The sequence below is a fragment of the Streptomyces sp. 2323.1 genome, assembly GCF_900221035.1.
Lineage (GTDB): Bacteria > Actinomycetota > Actinomycetes > Streptomycetales > Streptomycetaceae > Streptomyces > Streptomyces sioyaensis.
The window spans coordinates 5389628-5404068 of sequence record NZ_LT907981.1; the positions used below are offsets into that span (position 1 = coordinate 5389628).

14 protein-coding genes and 2 tRNA genes are annotated in these 14441 nt (G+C 69.5%); 10 read left to right on the top strand and 6 right to left on the bottom strand.

The window, feature by feature from the left end; translation table 11 throughout:
* The first annotated feature begins 124 nt into the window (after positions 1 to 124).
* Complete coding sequence (locus tag CPH93_RS23135; protein WP_096213969.1) at positions 125 to 715, top strand: biotin transporter BioY; 591 nt, start codon at positions 125 to 127, stop codon at positions 713 to 715.
* A 148-nt stretch (positions 716 to 863) separates the two neighbouring features.
* Here the strand turns inward: CPH93_RS23135 and CPH93_RS23140 are convergent, their stop codons facing one another.
* A complete protein-coding gene (locus tag CPH93_RS23140) occupies positions 864 to 2348 on the bottom strand; it encodes an amino acid permease (protein ID WP_093483223.1) in 1485 nt (494 codons plus the stop codon).
* A gap of 211 nt (positions 2349 to 2559) precedes the next feature.
* Here CPH93_RS23140 and CPH93_RS23145 point away from each other — a divergent pair, with 211 nt between their 5' ends.
* Both CPH93_RS23145 and CPH93_RS23150 read left to right on the top strand, forming a co-directional pair.
* A complete protein-coding gene (locus tag CPH93_RS23145; RefSeq protein WP_042154804.1) occupies positions 2560 to 3045 on the top strand; it encodes a ribose-5-phosphate isomerase in 486 nt (161 codons plus the stop codon).
* A gap of 71 nt (positions 3046 to 3116) precedes the next feature.
* The gene (locus CPH93_RS23150) at positions 3117 to 3935 is read left to right on the top strand and encodes an Fpg/Nei family DNA glycosylase (RefSeq protein WP_096213970.1); all 819 of its coding nucleotides are present in this window, start codon (positions 3117 to 3119) and stop codon (positions 3933 to 3935) included.
* A gap of 73 nt (positions 3936 to 4008) precedes the next feature.
* Here the strand turns inward: CPH93_RS23150 and CPH93_RS23155 are convergent, their stop codons facing one another.
* Complete coding sequence (locus tag CPH93_RS23155; protein ID WP_096213971.1) at positions 4009 to 5238, bottom strand: GNAT family N-acetyltransferase; 1230 nt, start codon at positions 5236 to 5238, stop codon at positions 4009 to 4011.
* A 127-nt stretch (positions 5239 to 5365) separates the two neighbouring features.
* Here CPH93_RS23155 and CPH93_RS23160 point away from each other — a divergent pair, with 127 nt between their 5' ends.
* Positions 5366 to 6511: a PP2C family protein-serine/threonine phosphatase gene (locus tag CPH93_RS23160; protein ID WP_096213972.1), complete on the top strand. Its 1146-nt coding sequence runs from the start codon at positions 5366 to 5368 to the stop codon at positions 6509 to 6511.
* Between the two features lie 30 nt (positions 6512 to 6541).
* On the opposite strand, the gene CPH93_RS23165 is transcribed toward CPH93_RS23160, so the two are convergent.
* The gene (locus CPH93_RS23165) at positions 6542 to 7705 is read right to left on the bottom strand and encodes an acyltransferase family protein (RefSeq protein WP_093483218.1); all 1164 of its coding nucleotides are present in this window, start codon (positions 7703 to 7705) and stop codon (positions 6542 to 6544) included.
* Between the two features lie 593 nt (positions 7706 to 8298).
* Between CPH93_RS23165 and CPH93_RS23170 the strand changes: the two genes are divergently transcribed.
* Positions 8299 to 8493, top strand: a complete 195-nt coding sequence (locus tag CPH93_RS23170; protein WP_093483217.1) for a hypothetical protein — start codon at positions 8299 to 8301, stop codon at positions 8491 to 8493.
* Positions 8494 to 8529: 36 nt separating this feature from the next.
* On the opposite strand, the gene CPH93_RS23175 is transcribed toward CPH93_RS23170, so the two are convergent.
* Both CPH93_RS23175 and CPH93_RS23180 read right to left on the bottom strand, forming a co-directional pair.
* Positions 8530 to 8916 (bottom strand): arsenate reductase family protein, encoded by a 387-nt coding sequence (locus CPH93_RS23175; protein WP_006605623.1) that lies wholly within the window; start codon positions 8914 to 8916, stop codon positions 8530 to 8532.
* A gap of 112 nt (positions 8917 to 9028) precedes the next feature.
* A tRNA-Gly gene (locus CPH93_RS23180) sits at positions 9029 to 9099 on the bottom strand.
* A 182-nt stretch (positions 9100 to 9281) separates the two neighbouring features.
* Here CPH93_RS23180 and CPH93_RS23185 point away from each other — a divergent pair.
* The 5 genes from CPH93_RS23185 (at position 9282) to clpX (ending at position 14063) form a co-directional block, all read left to right on the top strand.
* A tRNA-Pro gene (locus tag CPH93_RS23185) sits at positions 9282 to 9358 on the top strand.
* Positions 9359 to 9590: 232 nt separating this feature from the next.
* Positions 9591 to 10976 carry a trigger factor gene (tig, locus tag CPH93_RS23190; RefSeq protein ID WP_159395044.1) on the top strand — a complete coding sequence of 462 codons (1386 nt, stop codon included), beginning with the start codon at positions 9591 to 9593 and terminating at the stop codon, positions 10974 to 10976.
* 288 nt (positions 10977 to 11264) lie between these two features.
* Positions 11265 to 11867, top strand: a complete 603-nt coding sequence (locus CPH93_RS23195) for an ATP-dependent Clp protease proteolytic subunit (protein ID WP_030283915.1) — start codon at positions 11265 to 11267, stop codon at positions 11865 to 11867.
* 65 nt (positions 11868 to 11932) lie between these two features.
* A complete protein-coding gene (locus tag CPH93_RS23200; RefSeq protein WP_040900758.1) occupies positions 11933 to 12610 on the top strand; it encodes an ATP-dependent Clp protease proteolytic subunit in 678 nt (225 codons plus the stop codon).
* Positions 12611 to 12779: 169 nt separating this feature from the next.
* Positions 12780 to 14063 carry an ATP-dependent Clp protease ATP-binding subunit ClpX gene (gene clpX / locus CPH93_RS23205; protein WP_006605628.1) on the top strand — a complete coding sequence of 428 codons (1284 nt, stop codon included), beginning with the start codon at positions 12780 to 12782 and terminating at the stop codon, positions 14061 to 14063.
* Positions 14064 to 14147: 84 nt separating this feature from the next.
* Here the strand turns inward: clpX and CPH93_RS35870 are convergent, their stop codons facing one another.
* A complete protein-coding gene (locus CPH93_RS35870) occupies positions 14148 to 14441 on the bottom strand; it encodes a hypothetical protein (protein ID WP_159395045.1) in 294 nt (97 codons plus the stop codon).

Sequence of the window (14441 nt, forward strand, 5' to 3'; positions counted from 1 at the left end):
GGTTGTACGGAACTCTCCAAGCGGGCCGGTACGGCTTTGTCACCGCCTCACGATGATCGCCGGCGGTCGGCTGAACTAACGTCATCGCGTCCCGTCCGATCCTTCTCACCCCCGCGAGGTCCCGATGAGCACTGCCGCACTCACCTCTCCCGGAGCTGTCCTCGCCGACCTGCTGCCGGCCGCCAGCACCGCCTCCCGCGCCCGCGTCCGGGACGCCGCGCTGGTGCTCGGTGGCGCCGCGCTCACCGGCATCGCGGCCCAGATCGCCGTCCCCGTCCCCGGCTCCCCGGTTCCGGTCACCGGCCAGACCTTCGCGGCCCTCCTGGTCGGCGCCTCGCTCGGCACCCGCCGCGGTCTGCTGTCGCTGGCGCTGTACGCCGTGGCCGGGATGGCGGGGATGCCGTGGTTCGCCGGCGGTGCCTCCGGCGCCGGCGGGGCCACCTTCGGCTACGTCATGGGCATGCTGCTCGCCGCCGGCCTCGTGGGCGCGCTGGCCCGCCGCGGCGGCGACCGCGGGGTGCTGCGCACCGCCGCCACCATGGCCGCCGGCACCGCCGTGATCTACGCCGTCGGTGTGCCCTACCTGGCGCTGAGCACCGGGATGCCCTTCGGCCAGGCGGTCGCCGTCGGCCTGGTCCCGTTCCTGATCGGTGACGCGCTCAAGGCCGCACTGGCGATGGGCGCGCTGCCCACCGCCTGGAAGCTGGCCGGCTGATCTTGCGGCTAAGCCGCCGCCGCTCTCGCGGAGGTGGCTGATCGCCGTTGTGGTTCCTCAATGGATGACTGAGGTGCCCGATCGTGTAGAGGGCGGGGCCCGCACCAACCTGGTGCGGGCCCCGCCCTCTTCGTGCCGCCGTACGGCGTCACGCGCCCTTGGTCCCGACTGCGTCCCGCTCCCGCGGCCGCCGCCGGTCCAGCAGCAGCCCGACCGCCAGCACGACCACGGCCGCGATCACCGAGAGCACCATCTGCTTGCGCCCGTCCGGGTCGTAGAACATGTAGCCCACCACGAACACGATCATCGCGATCGTCGCGTAGGTCAGCCACGGGTACAGCCACATCCGCACCGTCAGCTTCTCCGGGGTCTCCCGCTCGATGGTCCGGCGCATCCGCAGTTGCGAGAAGCAGATGACCAGCCACACGAACAGCGCCACCGCGCCGGACGAGTTGAGCAGGAACTGGAAGATGGTGTCCTTCGAGGTGTAGCTGAAGATCGTCGCGACGAAGCCGAAGGCGACCGACGCATAGATGGCTACCGCCGGCACCCCGCCCTTGTTGACGGTGGCGAACGACTTCGGCGCATCGCCGCGCTCGCCGAGCGAGAACGCCATCCGGGAGGCGGTGTAGAGCCCGGAGTTCAGACAGGACAGCACCGCGGTCAGCACCACGATGTCCATCACGGTGCCCGCGTACGGGATGTCCAGCGACTCCAGCACGGCCACGTACGGGCTCTTGGCCACGGCCTTGTCGTTCCACGGCAGCAGCGTCACGATCACGCCGATCGAGCCGAGGTAGAACAGCGCGATCCGCCAGATGACGCTGTTGACGGCCTTGCGGACGGCCTGCACCGGGTTCGGCGCCTCGCTCGCCGCCAGCGTGACGATCTCGCTGCCCATGAAGGAGAAGACCACCAGCAGCATGCCGGAGAGGATCGCTCCGGGACCGTGCGGCAGGAATCCGCCGTGCCCGGTCAGGTTCGCGACGCCGACCGGATCATCGCCCGGCGGCAGCCCGAATATCGCCAGCGCGCCGACCACGATGAAGATCACGATCGCGACGACCTTGATGCCCGCGAACCAGAACTCGAACTCGCCGAAGGAGCCCACCGATATCAGGTTCGTACCGGTCAGCACGACCATCACCAGCAGCGCCCAGGCCCACTGCGGGACGGCGGGGACCCAGCCGGTGAGGATCGAGGCGGCCGCGGTCGCCTCGACGGCCAGCACGACCGACCAGAAGAACCAGTACAGCCAGCCGATGGTGAAGCCGGCCCAGCGCCCCAACGCCCGGTCGGCGTACGCGGAGAACGAACCGGACGTGGGGGAGGCGGCGGCCATCTCGCCCAGCATCCGCATCACCAGCACGACCAGCAGCCCGGTCAGTGCGTAGGAGAGCAGAATGCCCGGACCTGCGGCCGCGATACCGGCCCCGGAACCGACGAACAGCCCGGCGCCGATCACCCCGCCGATGGCGATCATCGACAGATGGCGGTTCTTGAGTCCGGCCTGCAGCCCGTCCGGCGACTGCCCCCCGGTGGCTCCGCCGCCGGGATCGCCGACAGGCGGGACCGCTGTGGTGGTGGGGGTGCCCCCTGCTCCTGCGGAGCGTGGGGGAGGGTGCGCGCCCATGAGCACCGTCCTTTGTGGTTCGCGGAAGGGATCTATCGCATTAGATCTTCGTTCTCCGTTGATTGGAAGGCCTAAGGCTGGATTGTTGTGTGAAACCCTGGGCGGTTATGCGATGCGCTTGCGTACGGAAGGCGGGAGCGGTATTCCGTACGCCCCGGGCCCGGGACGACCCCGCGGCGCCTGCCCGGCTCCCTCGTGTCACACTCATCGCATGCGCGTGTACCTCGGCTCCGACCATGCAGGTTTCGACCTCAAGAACCACCTCGTCGAATGGCTCAAGGCCCACGGCCACGAGCCCGTCGACTGCGGCCCGCACATTTACGACGCCCAGGACGACTACCCCCCGTTCTGCCTGCGCGCCGCGGAGAAGACCGCCGCCGACCCGGACAGCCTCGGCATCGTGATCGGCGGCTCCGGCAACGGCGAGCAGATCGCCGCGAACAAGGTCAAGGGCGTACGGGCCGCGCTGGCCTGGAGCGAGGAGACCGCCAAGCTCGGCCGCGAGCACAACAACGCCAACGTGATCTCCGTCGGCGGCCGGATGCACACCGAGGAAGAGGCGACCAAGTTCATCGAGATCTTCCTCGCCACCCCCTACTCGGGCGAGGAACGGCACACCCGCCGCATCGAGATGCTCTCGGCCTACGAGACCACCGGCGAACTGCCCGCCATCCCGGCCCACCACCCGCAGGGCTGACCACCGCTCGTCCCGCCGCCCGCCCGCCCCGGCCGCCGGGGCGGGCGGGCGCGCCCACTGGAGGAACACCCGTGCCCGAGGGGCATACGATCCACCGCCTCGCCCTGGACCACCGCTCCCGTTTCGAGGGCGAAACGGTCCGGGCGAGCAGCCCGCAGGGCAAGTTCGCCGGCGGCGCCGCCCTCGTCGACGGCCAGGTCATGACGACCGCCGAGGCGCACGGCAAACACCTCTTCCTCGGCTTCGGACCCGACCGCTGGATCCACGTCCACCTCGGCCTCTTCGGCAAGCTCGGCTTCGGTACCGCGCCCGCCCCGCCGCCCACCGACACCGTCCGGCTCCGCCTGGCCACCGCCCAGCACCACGCGGACCTGCGCGGACCCACCACCTGCGCACTGATCACCGAAGCCGAGAAGCAGGCGATACACGACCGGCTCGGCCCCGACCCGCTGCGCCCCGGCGACGACGGCACCCGTGCCTGGCAGCGGATCTCCCGCAGCCGGACGACCATCGCGGCGCTGCTGCTCGACCAGAAGATCATCGCCGGCGTCGGCAACGTCTACCGCGCCGAGGTCCTCTTCCGCCATCAGATCGACCCCTACCGCCCCGGCCGGGACCTCACCCGCACCGAATGGGACGCCCTCTGGGACGATTTGGTGTTCCTGATGGCCGAGGGCGTCCGGCACAACCGGATCGACACCGTCCGCCCGGAGCATCTCCCCGAGGCCATGGGCCGCCCGCCGCGGGTCGACGACCACGGCGGCGAGGTCTACGTCTACCGCCGCGCCCTGCAGGGCTGCCATATCTGCGGCAGCGAGATCCGCACCGCCGGCCTCGCCGCCCGCAACCTCTTCTGGTGCCCGGGCTGCCAGCCGTCCACCGGCGGCTGACGGTCCCCGGAGGCGTCCGCCCAGGCCGCCGCGCCGCACCCGTACGCCGGGGCCCGGCCCCCGGACCCGCTGCTCAGAACCCGTGCGGCAGCCAGGGCGCCACATCCGACCCGAACGCCCTCGACGCGGGCGCCAGCGCACCGGGCCGCAGCTCCCGCACCCGGCCCGCCGCCGCCAGCGCCGTCAGCGCGAAGCCGCCCAGATACGCCGAGCCCAGCTCGCGTACGGACAGCGCCAGTTCGGCCTCGTCGCGGGTCCGTACGCAGGACGCGCCGCTCGCATCACCGGTCAGCCGCCAGCGCCCCTCGTTCCACGGGCAGAACGGATCCGCGACCTCCAGCACCACATCCACCGGCGTCCGGTACGTCCGGGCCGCCAGCGCCGCGCCCACCTCCACCGGCCGGACGAACAGCGACTCCCGCAGCTCCATCCCGCAGCGCCGCATGTCCGCGACGAGCAGCGGCAGCGCATCGTCCACCGGACGGGTGCGCAGCGACACCGACGACGTCAGATCGATCCCGAACAGAAAGCGCCACAGCGCCGCGTACACCACCGGGTCCGGCGCGTCGAGATGCCGGACGACCACCACACCCGACGGCCCGCCCCGGTCCCAGACCGGCTTGACCGCAAAGCGCGCATAGCCCCGTATCTCGCCGTCCACCTCGGCCACCACACACTGGAGCACCCCGGCCCCGTCCCGCTCGTCGGGCGCGTCCAGCACGGCTATCCGCTCCCAGCCGGGCAGCCGGGCGAGCATCCCGGGGCGGGACGGCACCAGTCGGGCGTAGACCCGCTCGCAGTCGGCGAGCGCGGCCTCCGGATCCACCAGCCGCAGCCGCACGTCGTCCATGCCGGGCAGCTCGGGGGCGGCCAGCCGTTCCGTGTCCACGGTCAGCTGCATGTCCAGGGCCGCCGCCCCGTAGCCGAACCGCCCGTAGATCGCCGGCTCCGACGCGGTCAGCACCGCCAGCGGTTCACCGCGCTCGCGGAAATCCGCGAGCTGGTGCCGCATCATCGACCGCAGCAGCCCGCGGCGGCGGTGCGTCGGCTGCACACTGACCATCGTGACGCCGGCCGCCGGCACCCCGGCCGCACCCGGCACGGTGAGCCGGAACGAGAGCGCCCCCGCCGTGGCGACACAGTCGTCGCCGTCCCAGACCCCGATCGAGCGCTCGATCTCGGTGGCCGCCCGCCGGACGGCCCGCCTCTCCGGGGGCAGCGGCAGCTCGCCGAACGCCAGATCCAGCTTGTCGGACCAGGCGTCCCACTCGACGTCCCGCACGGCCCGCAATTCCGTCGTCATACCCCATCCCTAGCAGGCCGATCTCCGGCCGCGCGACCGGATTTCGAACGGAGTTTCCCGGCAATTGGCCGGGCCGTCGTGCGGCGAATCGACGCGCCGCCGAACGGGTGGATAGGGTCCCAGAGCAATGACAAGCGGCCAGGGCACGGACACCCTGACGGCCCGGATGCACAAAGGTCTGCACCGGGCCCGCATCGGCGTGCGCAAGGCCGGGGTCGACTACTTCCGTGGTGAGGGCTCCGACCGGTTCGCACTGGCGGTCCTGCTCCTGGCCATACCCGCCATCGCCGCGGGCACGCTCCGGTTCCCCGAGTGGATCGCCCCGACCGCGCTGGTCCTGCCGGTCATCGCCGGCGGACTGCTGCTGCGGCCGGCCAACCTCCTCGTGCTGTACGGCGCCTCCGCGACCGCGCTGGTCGTCGAGTCCGCGCTGTTCGGCCCGTACGACGAAGGACCGGACCGGATCACTCCGGGCACCGTGCTGGTGGTCGCCGCTGTCGGGTTCTTCGGGCTGCTGATCGCGCAGTTCCGCAGCCGGGTCGGCGTGCCCTGGCGGCGCGGCCACACCATGCTCTTCGACCTGCGCGAGCGGATCCGCGTCCAGAGCGAACTGCCCAAGCTGCCCCAGGGCTGGCACCGCGAGATGGCGCTGCGCCCGGCCGGCGGACAGTCCTTCTCCGGCGACTTCGTGGTGGCCTCGCGCACCCACGGCGGCACCATCCTCGAAGTGGTGCTGACCGATGTCTCCGGCAAGGGCATGGACGCCGCCTCCCGCGCGCTGCTGCTGTCCGGCGCCTTCGGCGGCCTGCTCGGCTCGCTGCCGCCGCACGGCTTCCTGCCCGCCGCCAACGGCTATCTGCTGCGCCAGGACTGGGACGAGGGCTTCGCCACCTCCATCCATCTCGTCCTCGACCTGGAGTCCGGCGACTACGAGCTGCTCTCCGCCGGGCATCTGCCGGCCCTGCAGCTCAGCGCGGGCACCGGCCGCTGGGAGGAGAAGTCGGGGGAGGGGCCGCTGCTCGGCGTCTACGACGGTGCCCAGTTCGACCCGGTCAAGGGCACGCTGCGGACCGGGGATGTGCTGATGCTGTTCACCGACGGCCTGGTCGAGGCCGCCGACCGCGATATCGCCGAGGGCATCGACCGGCTGACCGGCGAGGCCGACCGCTATGTCGCCAGCGGTTTCGCCGGCGCGGCCTGGCATCTGATCGAGGCCGTCGCCAAGGACGTCAACGACGACCGGGCGCTGCTGCTGATCTGCCGGGACGCCTGATCTGCCGGGACGCCTGACCGGGCCGCGCGCTCAGGAGCCGACGCGGGCCCGCGCCGTATCGGCCGGGTCCTTACGGAAGGCCCAGGCCATCGTCGGCTCCATCGCGAAGCGGAACACCTTGCGGACCGGCGGGGTGCACAAGGCCGTCACAATGGCCCCGGCGATCAGCGTGACCGCGATCTCACCGAGCGGGGTGTGCAGCCAGGCGTAGTCGTCGAACCAGCCCCAGAACCGCGACCCCTTGGCCAGGAAGCCGTGCAGCAGATAGCCGTACAGCGTCCCCGCGCCCAGCACCGTGAACCACGTCCGCCGGGTCGGCACCCAGGAGAAGAAGCAGGCGGTGAGCACGACCGAGCAGCCGAAGAGCGCCAGCGTCATCACGGCGCCGATCCACCAGGTGGTGCCCAACTCCTGGGCGCTGTCCCGGTGGTAGAACCACGCCGAGGTCATCCGGGGCGCCGCCCAGTAGGCCATCACCAGCGCGGCCGCGAAGACGGGCACCGAGGCGATCCGCACCGCCCGCCGCTGCACCATCGCGAAGTGCTCCGCCCGCAGCGACAGCCCCAGGACGAAGAACGGCAGGAACTGCAGCACCCGCTGGAGGTCCAGATCGTCACCGATGTCGGGTGAGACGGACGCGAGGACGGCGATGGCCACCGCGAGCGGGATCGGCCAGCGCACGATCTTCCACAGCGGGGTGGTCAGCCGCCAGATGAACAGGGCAATCAGGAACCACGTCAGGAACCACGGGTCGAGCAGGCTGATCGGCTGCCCCGGGTCGTCGTCCGCCCAGCGCTTGAAGAAGGCGTAGGCGGTCTCGAAGAGGACGTAGGGGACCGCGACCCCGGTGACCAGCCGCTGCAGCCGGTCCTTGCGCATGTCGAAGCTGCGCGAGAAGTAGCCCGAAATGATGATGAAGGCCGGCATGTGGAACGTGTAGACGGTCATGTAGAAGGCCTCGGCGGCCCGGCTGCCGTCGGTCAGCGGTTCCCACGAGTGCCCCATCGCCACCAGCACGATGGCCAGGTACTTCGCGTTGTCGAAGAACGGATTGCGGCCACCGGCTTTGGGGGAGGGCGGCTCGGCCCCCTCCGGACCGCCGGACGGCCCGGCCGTCGCCTCCGTCCGGTCCGTCTCCGCCGCCGCCCGGGCAGGGGGGAGTGCGCGTCGGGGTGTTGGGGCAGCGGAAAACATTGCAGGCACGATAGCGGCGGTCGGCGAATGCGTAAAACCGCGTCCGGCCCCTTTCCTTATTTATCCCTGGCGCTGCCGCGGATGACGAACGGATAAACCCGCAATCACCGGGTAGAAGCAGGCCGGCAGCCGCCCGACTCGTCCCCTATCATCCCTTCAAATCCGCCCGTATCCCCCGCAAACGACTCCGCGGTAATGTCCGCTTCCTTGCTCTTATGTCCGAATGCTAATAAGCCCTTACGGCGCCCGGTAAAGCAGTGACGGACGCCACGAATTTCCCGTCCCGCGGATCCAGGGGAAGAGGGCGAGCGGCACCGGAGAAAGATCAGAGTGATTTGCCGGTGCGGCGCCGGGCGGGGAAGAATTCCCGGCCCGGTCGGCCCCTCTCACGAGCGCGCCGCCACCCCTTCGCCACCCGTGCACCGTCCGGCCGCAGCCCTGTGGCCACCAGCGTCGGGAATCGGGCAAAGCGTTGGCCGATGATTCGTCACCGGTATCCAGTGGGCATGGAGTTGGTGGCACGATGGTGCAGGGGGGTGTGCGAGGCATGCTCCCGGGCCGGTGAGGCGTTCCGACCGAGGGTGTGATCAGTTGTGGCTCTTTCGCTGTCTGTGGTGCTGTTGTTGGGGATCATCCTGATCGTTTTGATCAGAGGGAAATCCATCAAGGCAGGTCCGGCGCTCGTCGCCATACTGTTCGGCTTCTTCCTCGCCTCCACGGGCATGGCGCCGTCGATCAACCGGTTCCTCAACTCCCTGGCGAACACCATCAACCACATCACCTTCTAGGTGGTCCGCCGGCCCTCCCGGGCACCGCACGAGGGATCAGCCGTACGAGGTCTCTTCGCCTCCGGTCCGCGCCGCAGCTTCGCGTACGGCTTCCGCACTGCGTCCCACCAGCGCGGAACCGTCGTCCGCGGTGATGATCGGCCGCTGAATCAGCCGGGGGTGCGCCGCCAGCGCCGCGATCCACCGCTCGCGTGCGGCGTCGGTGCGCTCCCACTCCCCGAGCCCCAGTTCCTTCGCCTCGGGCTCCTGGGTCCGGGTGATGTCCCAGGGCTCCAGCCCCAGCCGTTGCAGCACGCCGCGCAGCTCCTCTGCGCCCGGCGGATCCTCCAGGTACCTGCGCACGGTGTACGAGGCGCCCTCCTCGTCGAGGATCTCCACGGCGGAACGGCACTTGGAACACGCGGGATTGAGCCAGATCTCCATGGGGCCACCCTAAGGACCCCCCGCCCCCGGGGCCCAGGGGCGTGCGTGCGCCCGCCGCATCACCCGTAACAGCGGAAAACCCCAGGCCATCAGGCCTGGGGTCCGTCTTCTGAGCGGGCGACGGGAATCGAACCCGCGTAGCTAGTTTGGAAGACTAGGGCTCTACCATTGAGCTACGCCCGCGAGCGCCGACTGGTCGCAGGACCGCGGCACGCAGTGCATCCTAGCGGGTCGCGGCGGTGCGTCGCACATCCCTTCCGCGGACGGTGCGCCCGGCCGCCCGCAGCCGCACACCCACCCCGCCGGGCGACCCGATAACTGGCAGCCGTACGGCCTGCGGCCATGTACCCTACGTGTCGCACCGACGGGGTGTGGCGCAGCTTGGTAGCGCGTCCGCTTTGGGAGCGGAAGGTCGTCGGTTCGAATCCGGCCACCCCGACCAGCAGCAGGTCGGCCCGACGGTTCGCGTCGGGCACCGCTGCGGCCCACCTGGCGATGTCGCAAGATCACCAGTCGTTCAAGATCGCATTGTGGGCGCCATCCTCCTTGCGGTTACTATGCAAACTGCGTGCCCGTGTGTCTGTGTACCGGGCGCGATCGGCCGGACCCGGATCAGCCGGGCGCAGGCAGATCTCACGCAGGACCCCAGAAGTCAGCCCCAAGGAGACCGAACCGTGAAGAGCGCCGTGGAGACCCTGAACCCGACTCGGGTTCGGCTCACTGTCGAGGTGCCCTTCGAGGAGCTCAAGCCCAGCCTCGACGCGGCGTACAAGAAGATCAACCAGCAGGTCACGGTGAAGGGCTTCCGCCAGGGCAAGATCCCGGCCCGCGTCATCGACCAGCGGTTCGGTCGCGGCGCCGTGCTGGAGGAGGCCGTCAACGACGCGCTCCCGAAGTTCTACACCGAGGCGGTCAACGAGGGTGAGCTGAACGTCCTCGGCCAGCCCGAGGTCGACATCACCGAGCTGAAGGACGGCGAGCTGCTGGCCTTCACCGCCGAGGTCGACATCCGTCCCGCCCTCGAGATCCCGGACTACTCCGGCATCGAGGTCGAGGTCGACGCCGTCGAGGTGTCGGACGAGGACATCGACAAGTCCGTCGAGCAGCTGCGGGAGCGCTTCGCGACGACCAGCCCGGTCGAGCGCGGCGCCCAGGACGGCGACGTCCTGACCCTCAACCTCGAAGCCAAGGTGGACGGCGAGGTCCTGGAGGACGGCGTCGCCCAGGGCGTCACCTACACCGTCGGCTCCGGTGAGCTCCTCGACGGCATCGACGAGGCCGTCACCGGCGTCGAGGCCGGCGGCAGCGCCACCTTCACCTCCGAGCTCAAGGGCGGCTCCGCCGAGGGCAAGGAGTCCGAGGTCACCGTCGAGGTCACCGAGGTCAAGTCCCGCGAACTGCCCGCGCTGGACGACGACTTCGCGCAGCTGGCCAGTGAGTTCGACACCCTCGAGGAGCTGCGCGCGGACAGCCGCAAGCGCCTGGAGCAGATGAAGAAGTACGACCAGGCCACCCAGGCTCAGGAGAAGGTCCTGGACGAGCTGCTCAAGCTCGTCGAGGTGCCGATGCCCGAGAAGCTGCTCGAGGACGAGATCCAGACCCGCAAGCACAACCTGGTCAACCACCAGCTCGGCCAGATGGGCCTCGACCTCGCGAAGTACCTGGAGATCCAGGGCAAGAGCGAGGAGGAGTTCGACGCCGAGACCAAGGAGCAGGCCGAGAAGGGCATCAAGACCCAGTTCATCCTCGACGAGCTGGTCAACAAGGAGAAGCTGAACGTCAGCCAGGAGGAGCTCACCGAGCACCTCATGCGCCGCGCGCAGTCCTCCGGCATGTCCCCCGACCAGTTCGCGCAGGCCGTCGTCGAGGGCGGCCAGGTGCCGATGCTCGTCGGTGAGGTCGCCCGCGGCAAGGCCCTCGCGGTCGTCGTCGAGGCCGCCACGGTCAAGGACAGCAACGGCGAGGTCATCGACCTCGACGACGAGGACGAGACCGCCGAGACGGTCGAGGCCTCCGACGCCGCCGCCGAGACCGAGGGCGACGAGAAGCCCGAGGCCTGAGCCCGAGGCGCCCAGCGCGCCGACCGGCTGTGACGGGCCCGAACACGCACGTGAGCGTGTTCGGGCCCGTATGTCGTAACCGGCCGGTGAGCCTGCGCTCACAGCGAACAGTTATCGATGCGGGATGGCGTTGTCCGACCTGCGCGTTAGGGTCCGTAGATACGAGGGCAGGGGAGTCCCTGAAACCGCGCCGGACCCACACACGGCGCTGATCCCCGCGCCCCAGAAGACGACGCTGAGACGGCCTGAGCCGTCCGACAACGAGCAGGTGGACACGTGACGATCCCGATGCCTTCCGCCGCCGCTGAGCCGACCTTCGGTGGCCTCGGCGACCAGGTCTACAACCGGCTGCTCGGCGAGCGGATCATCTTCCTCGGCCAGCCGGTCGACGACGACATCGCCAACAAGATCACCGCGCAGCTGCTTCTCCTCGCCGCGGACCCGGACAAGGACATCTTCCTCTACATCAACTCCCCGGGCGGCTCGATCTCGGCCGGCTTGGCGATCTACGACACCATGCAGTACATCAAGAACGACGTGGTGACGATCGCGATGGGCCTCGCCGCCTCGATGGGCCAGTTCCTGCTGAGCGCCGGCACCCCGGGCAAGCGCTTCGCGCTGCCGAACGCCGAGATCCTCATCCACCAGCCCTCCGCGGGCCTGGCGGGTTCCGCGTCGGACATCAAGATCCACGCCGAGCGGCTGCTGCACACCAAGAAGCGGATGGCGGAGCTCACGGCCTTCCACACCGGTCAGACCGTCGAGCGGATCACCCAGGACTCGGACCGCGACCGCTGGTTCTCCGCCGATGAGGCCAAGGAGTACGGCCTGATCGACGACGTGATGACCTCCGCCGCCGGCGTTCCGGGCGGGGGCGGCACCGGGGCCTGAGCCCCGTACCACTCGCCCCACAGCCCCCAGCCCACTTGATCGCCACCAGGACGGTGAACACCACGATGAACAACTTCCCCGGCAGCGGCCTCTCCCATGGCGCGGAGTCCGAGTTTTCCGGCCCGCGCGCCGAATCCCGCTACATCGTCCCGCGCTTCGTCGAGCGCACCTCGCAGGGTGTGCGCGAGTACGACCCGTACGCGAAGCTGTTCGAGGAGCGCGTGATCTTCCTCGGCGTGCAGATCGACGACGCCTCGGCCAACGACGTCATGGCGCAGCTGCTGTGCCTGGAGTCGATGGACCCGGACCGGGACATCTCCATCTACATCAACAGCCCCGGCGGTTCGTTCACGGCGCTCACGGCCATCTACGACACGATGCAGTTCGTGAAGCCGGACATCCAGACGGTCTGCATGGGCCAGGCGGCCTCCGCCGCGGCCGTGCTGCTCGCCGCCGGCACCCCCGGCAAGCGGATGGCGCTGCCGAACGCCCGGGTGCTGATCCACCAGCCCTACAGCGAGACCGGCCGCGGCCAGGTCTCCGACCTGGAGATCGCCGCCAACGAGATCCTGCGGATGCGCTCGCAGCTGGAGGACCTGCTGGCCAAGCACTCCTCCACGCCGGTCGAGAAGATCCGTGATGATATCGAGCGTGACAAGATTCTGACCGCAGAGGAATCCCTGGCGTACGGTCTGGTCGACCAGATCGTCTCGACCCGGAAGTCCTCCGTGTCGATCGGCTGACGATCTTCGCAATGTGAGCCGGAGCGTTGCCCCCTTGGACCGGGTCGGGATCGAGTGAACCGAGTCGGTCCAAGGGGGGCCCGTACGGGGGGCCCGGCAAGGTACCGTCGATAGGCAAGCACCCGGGTCCGTGGAGCAATGCGGATCCCAGGCGAAGGGGAAGCACCTCGTGGCACGCATCGGTGACGGCGGCGACCTGCTCAAGTGCTCATTCTGCGGAAAGAGTCAGAAGCAGGTGAAGAAGCTCATCGCGGGACCTGGTGTGTACATCTGCGACGAGTGCATCGACCTCTGCAACGAAATCATCGAGGAGGAGCTCGCCGAGACCTCCGAGGTGCGGTGGGAGGAGCTCCCCAAGCCGCGGGAGATCTACGAGTTCCTGAACGGCTATGTCGTCGGCCAGGACCCCGCCAAGAAGGCGCTGTCGGTCGCCGTCTACAACCACTACAAGCGGGTGCAGGCGGGCGAGAACGGCCCCGGCCGCGGCGACGAGGGCATCGAGCTCGCCAAGTCCAACATCCTGCTGCTCGGCCCCACCGGCTCCGGCAAGACCCTGCTCGCGCAGACCCTCGCCCGGATGCTCAACGTCCCCTTCGCGTTCGCCGACGCCACGGCGCTGACGGAGGCCGGCTACGTCGGTGAGGACGTCGAGAACATCCTCCTCAAGCTGATCCAGGCCGCGGACTTCGACATCAAGAAGGCCGAGACCGGCATCATCTACATCGACGAGATCGACAAGGTCGCCCGGAAGAGCGAAAACCCGTCGATCACCCGCGATGTCTCCGGTGAGGGCGTCCAGCAGGCCCTGCTGAAGATCCTGGAGGGCACCACCGCCTCGGTCCCGCCGCAGGGCGGCCGTAAGCACCCCCACCAGGAATTCATCCAGATCGACACCACCAACGTCCTGTTCATCGTGGGCGGTGCCTTCGCCGGTCTGGAGAAGATCATCGAGGCCCGGTCCGGCGCCAAGGGCATCGGCTTCGGCGCCACGATCCGCTCCAAGCGCGAGATCGAGTCCAAGGACCAGCTCCAGGACGTCATGCCGGAGGACCTGGTGAAGTTCGGGATGATTCCGGAGTTCATCGGCCGCCTCCCCGTCCTCACCTCGGTCCACAACCTCGACCGCGAGGCCCTGCTGCAGATCCTGGTCGAGCCGCGCAACGCGCTCGTCAAGCAGTACAAGCGCCTCTTCGAACTCGACGGTGTCGAGCTGGACTTCGACCGCCCGGCCCTGGAGGCCATCGCCGACCAGGCCATCCTGCGCGGCACCGGCGCCCGCGGTCTGCGCGCCATCATGGAGGAGGTCCTCCAGGCGGTGATGTACGAGATCCCGTCCCGCAAGGACGTGGCCCGCGTCGTCATCACCGAGGACGTCGTCCACTCGAACGTGAACCCGACCCTGGTCCCGCGCAACCGCGGTGAGTCGGGGGAGCCGCAGGAGAAGAGCGCGTAGCCGCTCCGGCACACCACACGAGAGCCGCCCGGCAGCCAATGCTGCCGGGCGGCTCTCGTGTGGTGTGCCGGTATGGATCAGCGTTCAGTCCTCGGTGCCCAGATAACAGGCCTTTCCGGCGTGATCCGGCTTGACGTGGACAAGCTCCAGAATGCCTTGGCAGGGGGCGAGGTTCGCGTTCCGGGTAATCCAGCCGCCGGTGCCCACGAGGCCACATGCCTGCCGAACTTTGGGCCCTACCTTGTACCCGGCCTCGGCCAGGAACGACGTGCACTGCTTTGTGGTGGCCTGGGCGGGTGCGGTTGCGACGAGCGGAAGTGCTCCTGCAATCACCAGTATTCCCGTTGCGCCAGCCAGGCGACGCGCTGCATTGCGCAT

Excerpts from the sequence above, each read along its gene's own strand:
- CPH93_RS23165 (WP_093483218.1), bottom strand. The coding sequence starts at position 7,705 with ATGTTTTCCGCTGCCCCAACACCCCGACGCGCACTCCCCCCTGCCCGG.
- CPH93_RS23145 (WP_042154804.1), top strand. The coding sequence starts at position 2,560 with ATGCGCGTGTACCTCGGCTCCGACCATGCAGGTTTCGACCTCAAGAAC.
- CPH93_RS23155 (WP_096213971.1), bottom strand. The coding sequence starts at position 5,238 with ATGACGACGGAATTGCGGGCCGTGCGGGACGTCGAGTGGGACGCCTGG.
- CPH93_RS23195 (WP_030283915.1), top strand. The coding sequence starts at position 11,265 with ATGCCTTCCGCCGCCGCTGAGCCGACCTTCGGTGGCCTCGGCGACCAG.
- CPH93_RS23175 (WP_006605623.1), bottom strand. The coding sequence starts at position 8,916 with ATGGAGATCTGGCTCAATCCCGCGTGTTCCAAGTGCCGTTCCGCCGTG.
- CPH93_RS23140 (WP_093483223.1), bottom strand. The coding sequence starts at position 2,348 with ATGGGCGCGCACCCTCCCCCACGCTCCGCAGGAGCAGGGGGCACCCCC.
- CPH93_RS23135 (WP_096213969.1), top strand. The coding sequence starts at position 125 with ATGAGCACTGCCGCACTCACCTCTCCCGGAGCTGTCCTCGCCGACCTG.
- CPH93_RS35870 (WP_159395045.1), bottom strand. The coding sequence starts at position 14,441 with ATGCGCAATGCAGCGCGTCGCCTGGCTGGCGCAACGGGAATACTGGTG.
- CPH93_RS23160 (WP_096213972.1), top strand. The coding sequence starts at position 5,366 with ATGACAAGCGGCCAGGGCACGGACACCCTGACGGCCCGGATGCACAAA.
- CPH93_RS23200 (WP_040900758.1), top strand. The coding sequence starts at position 11,933 with ATGAACAACTTCCCCGGCAGCGGCCTCTCCCATGGCGCGGAGTCCGAG.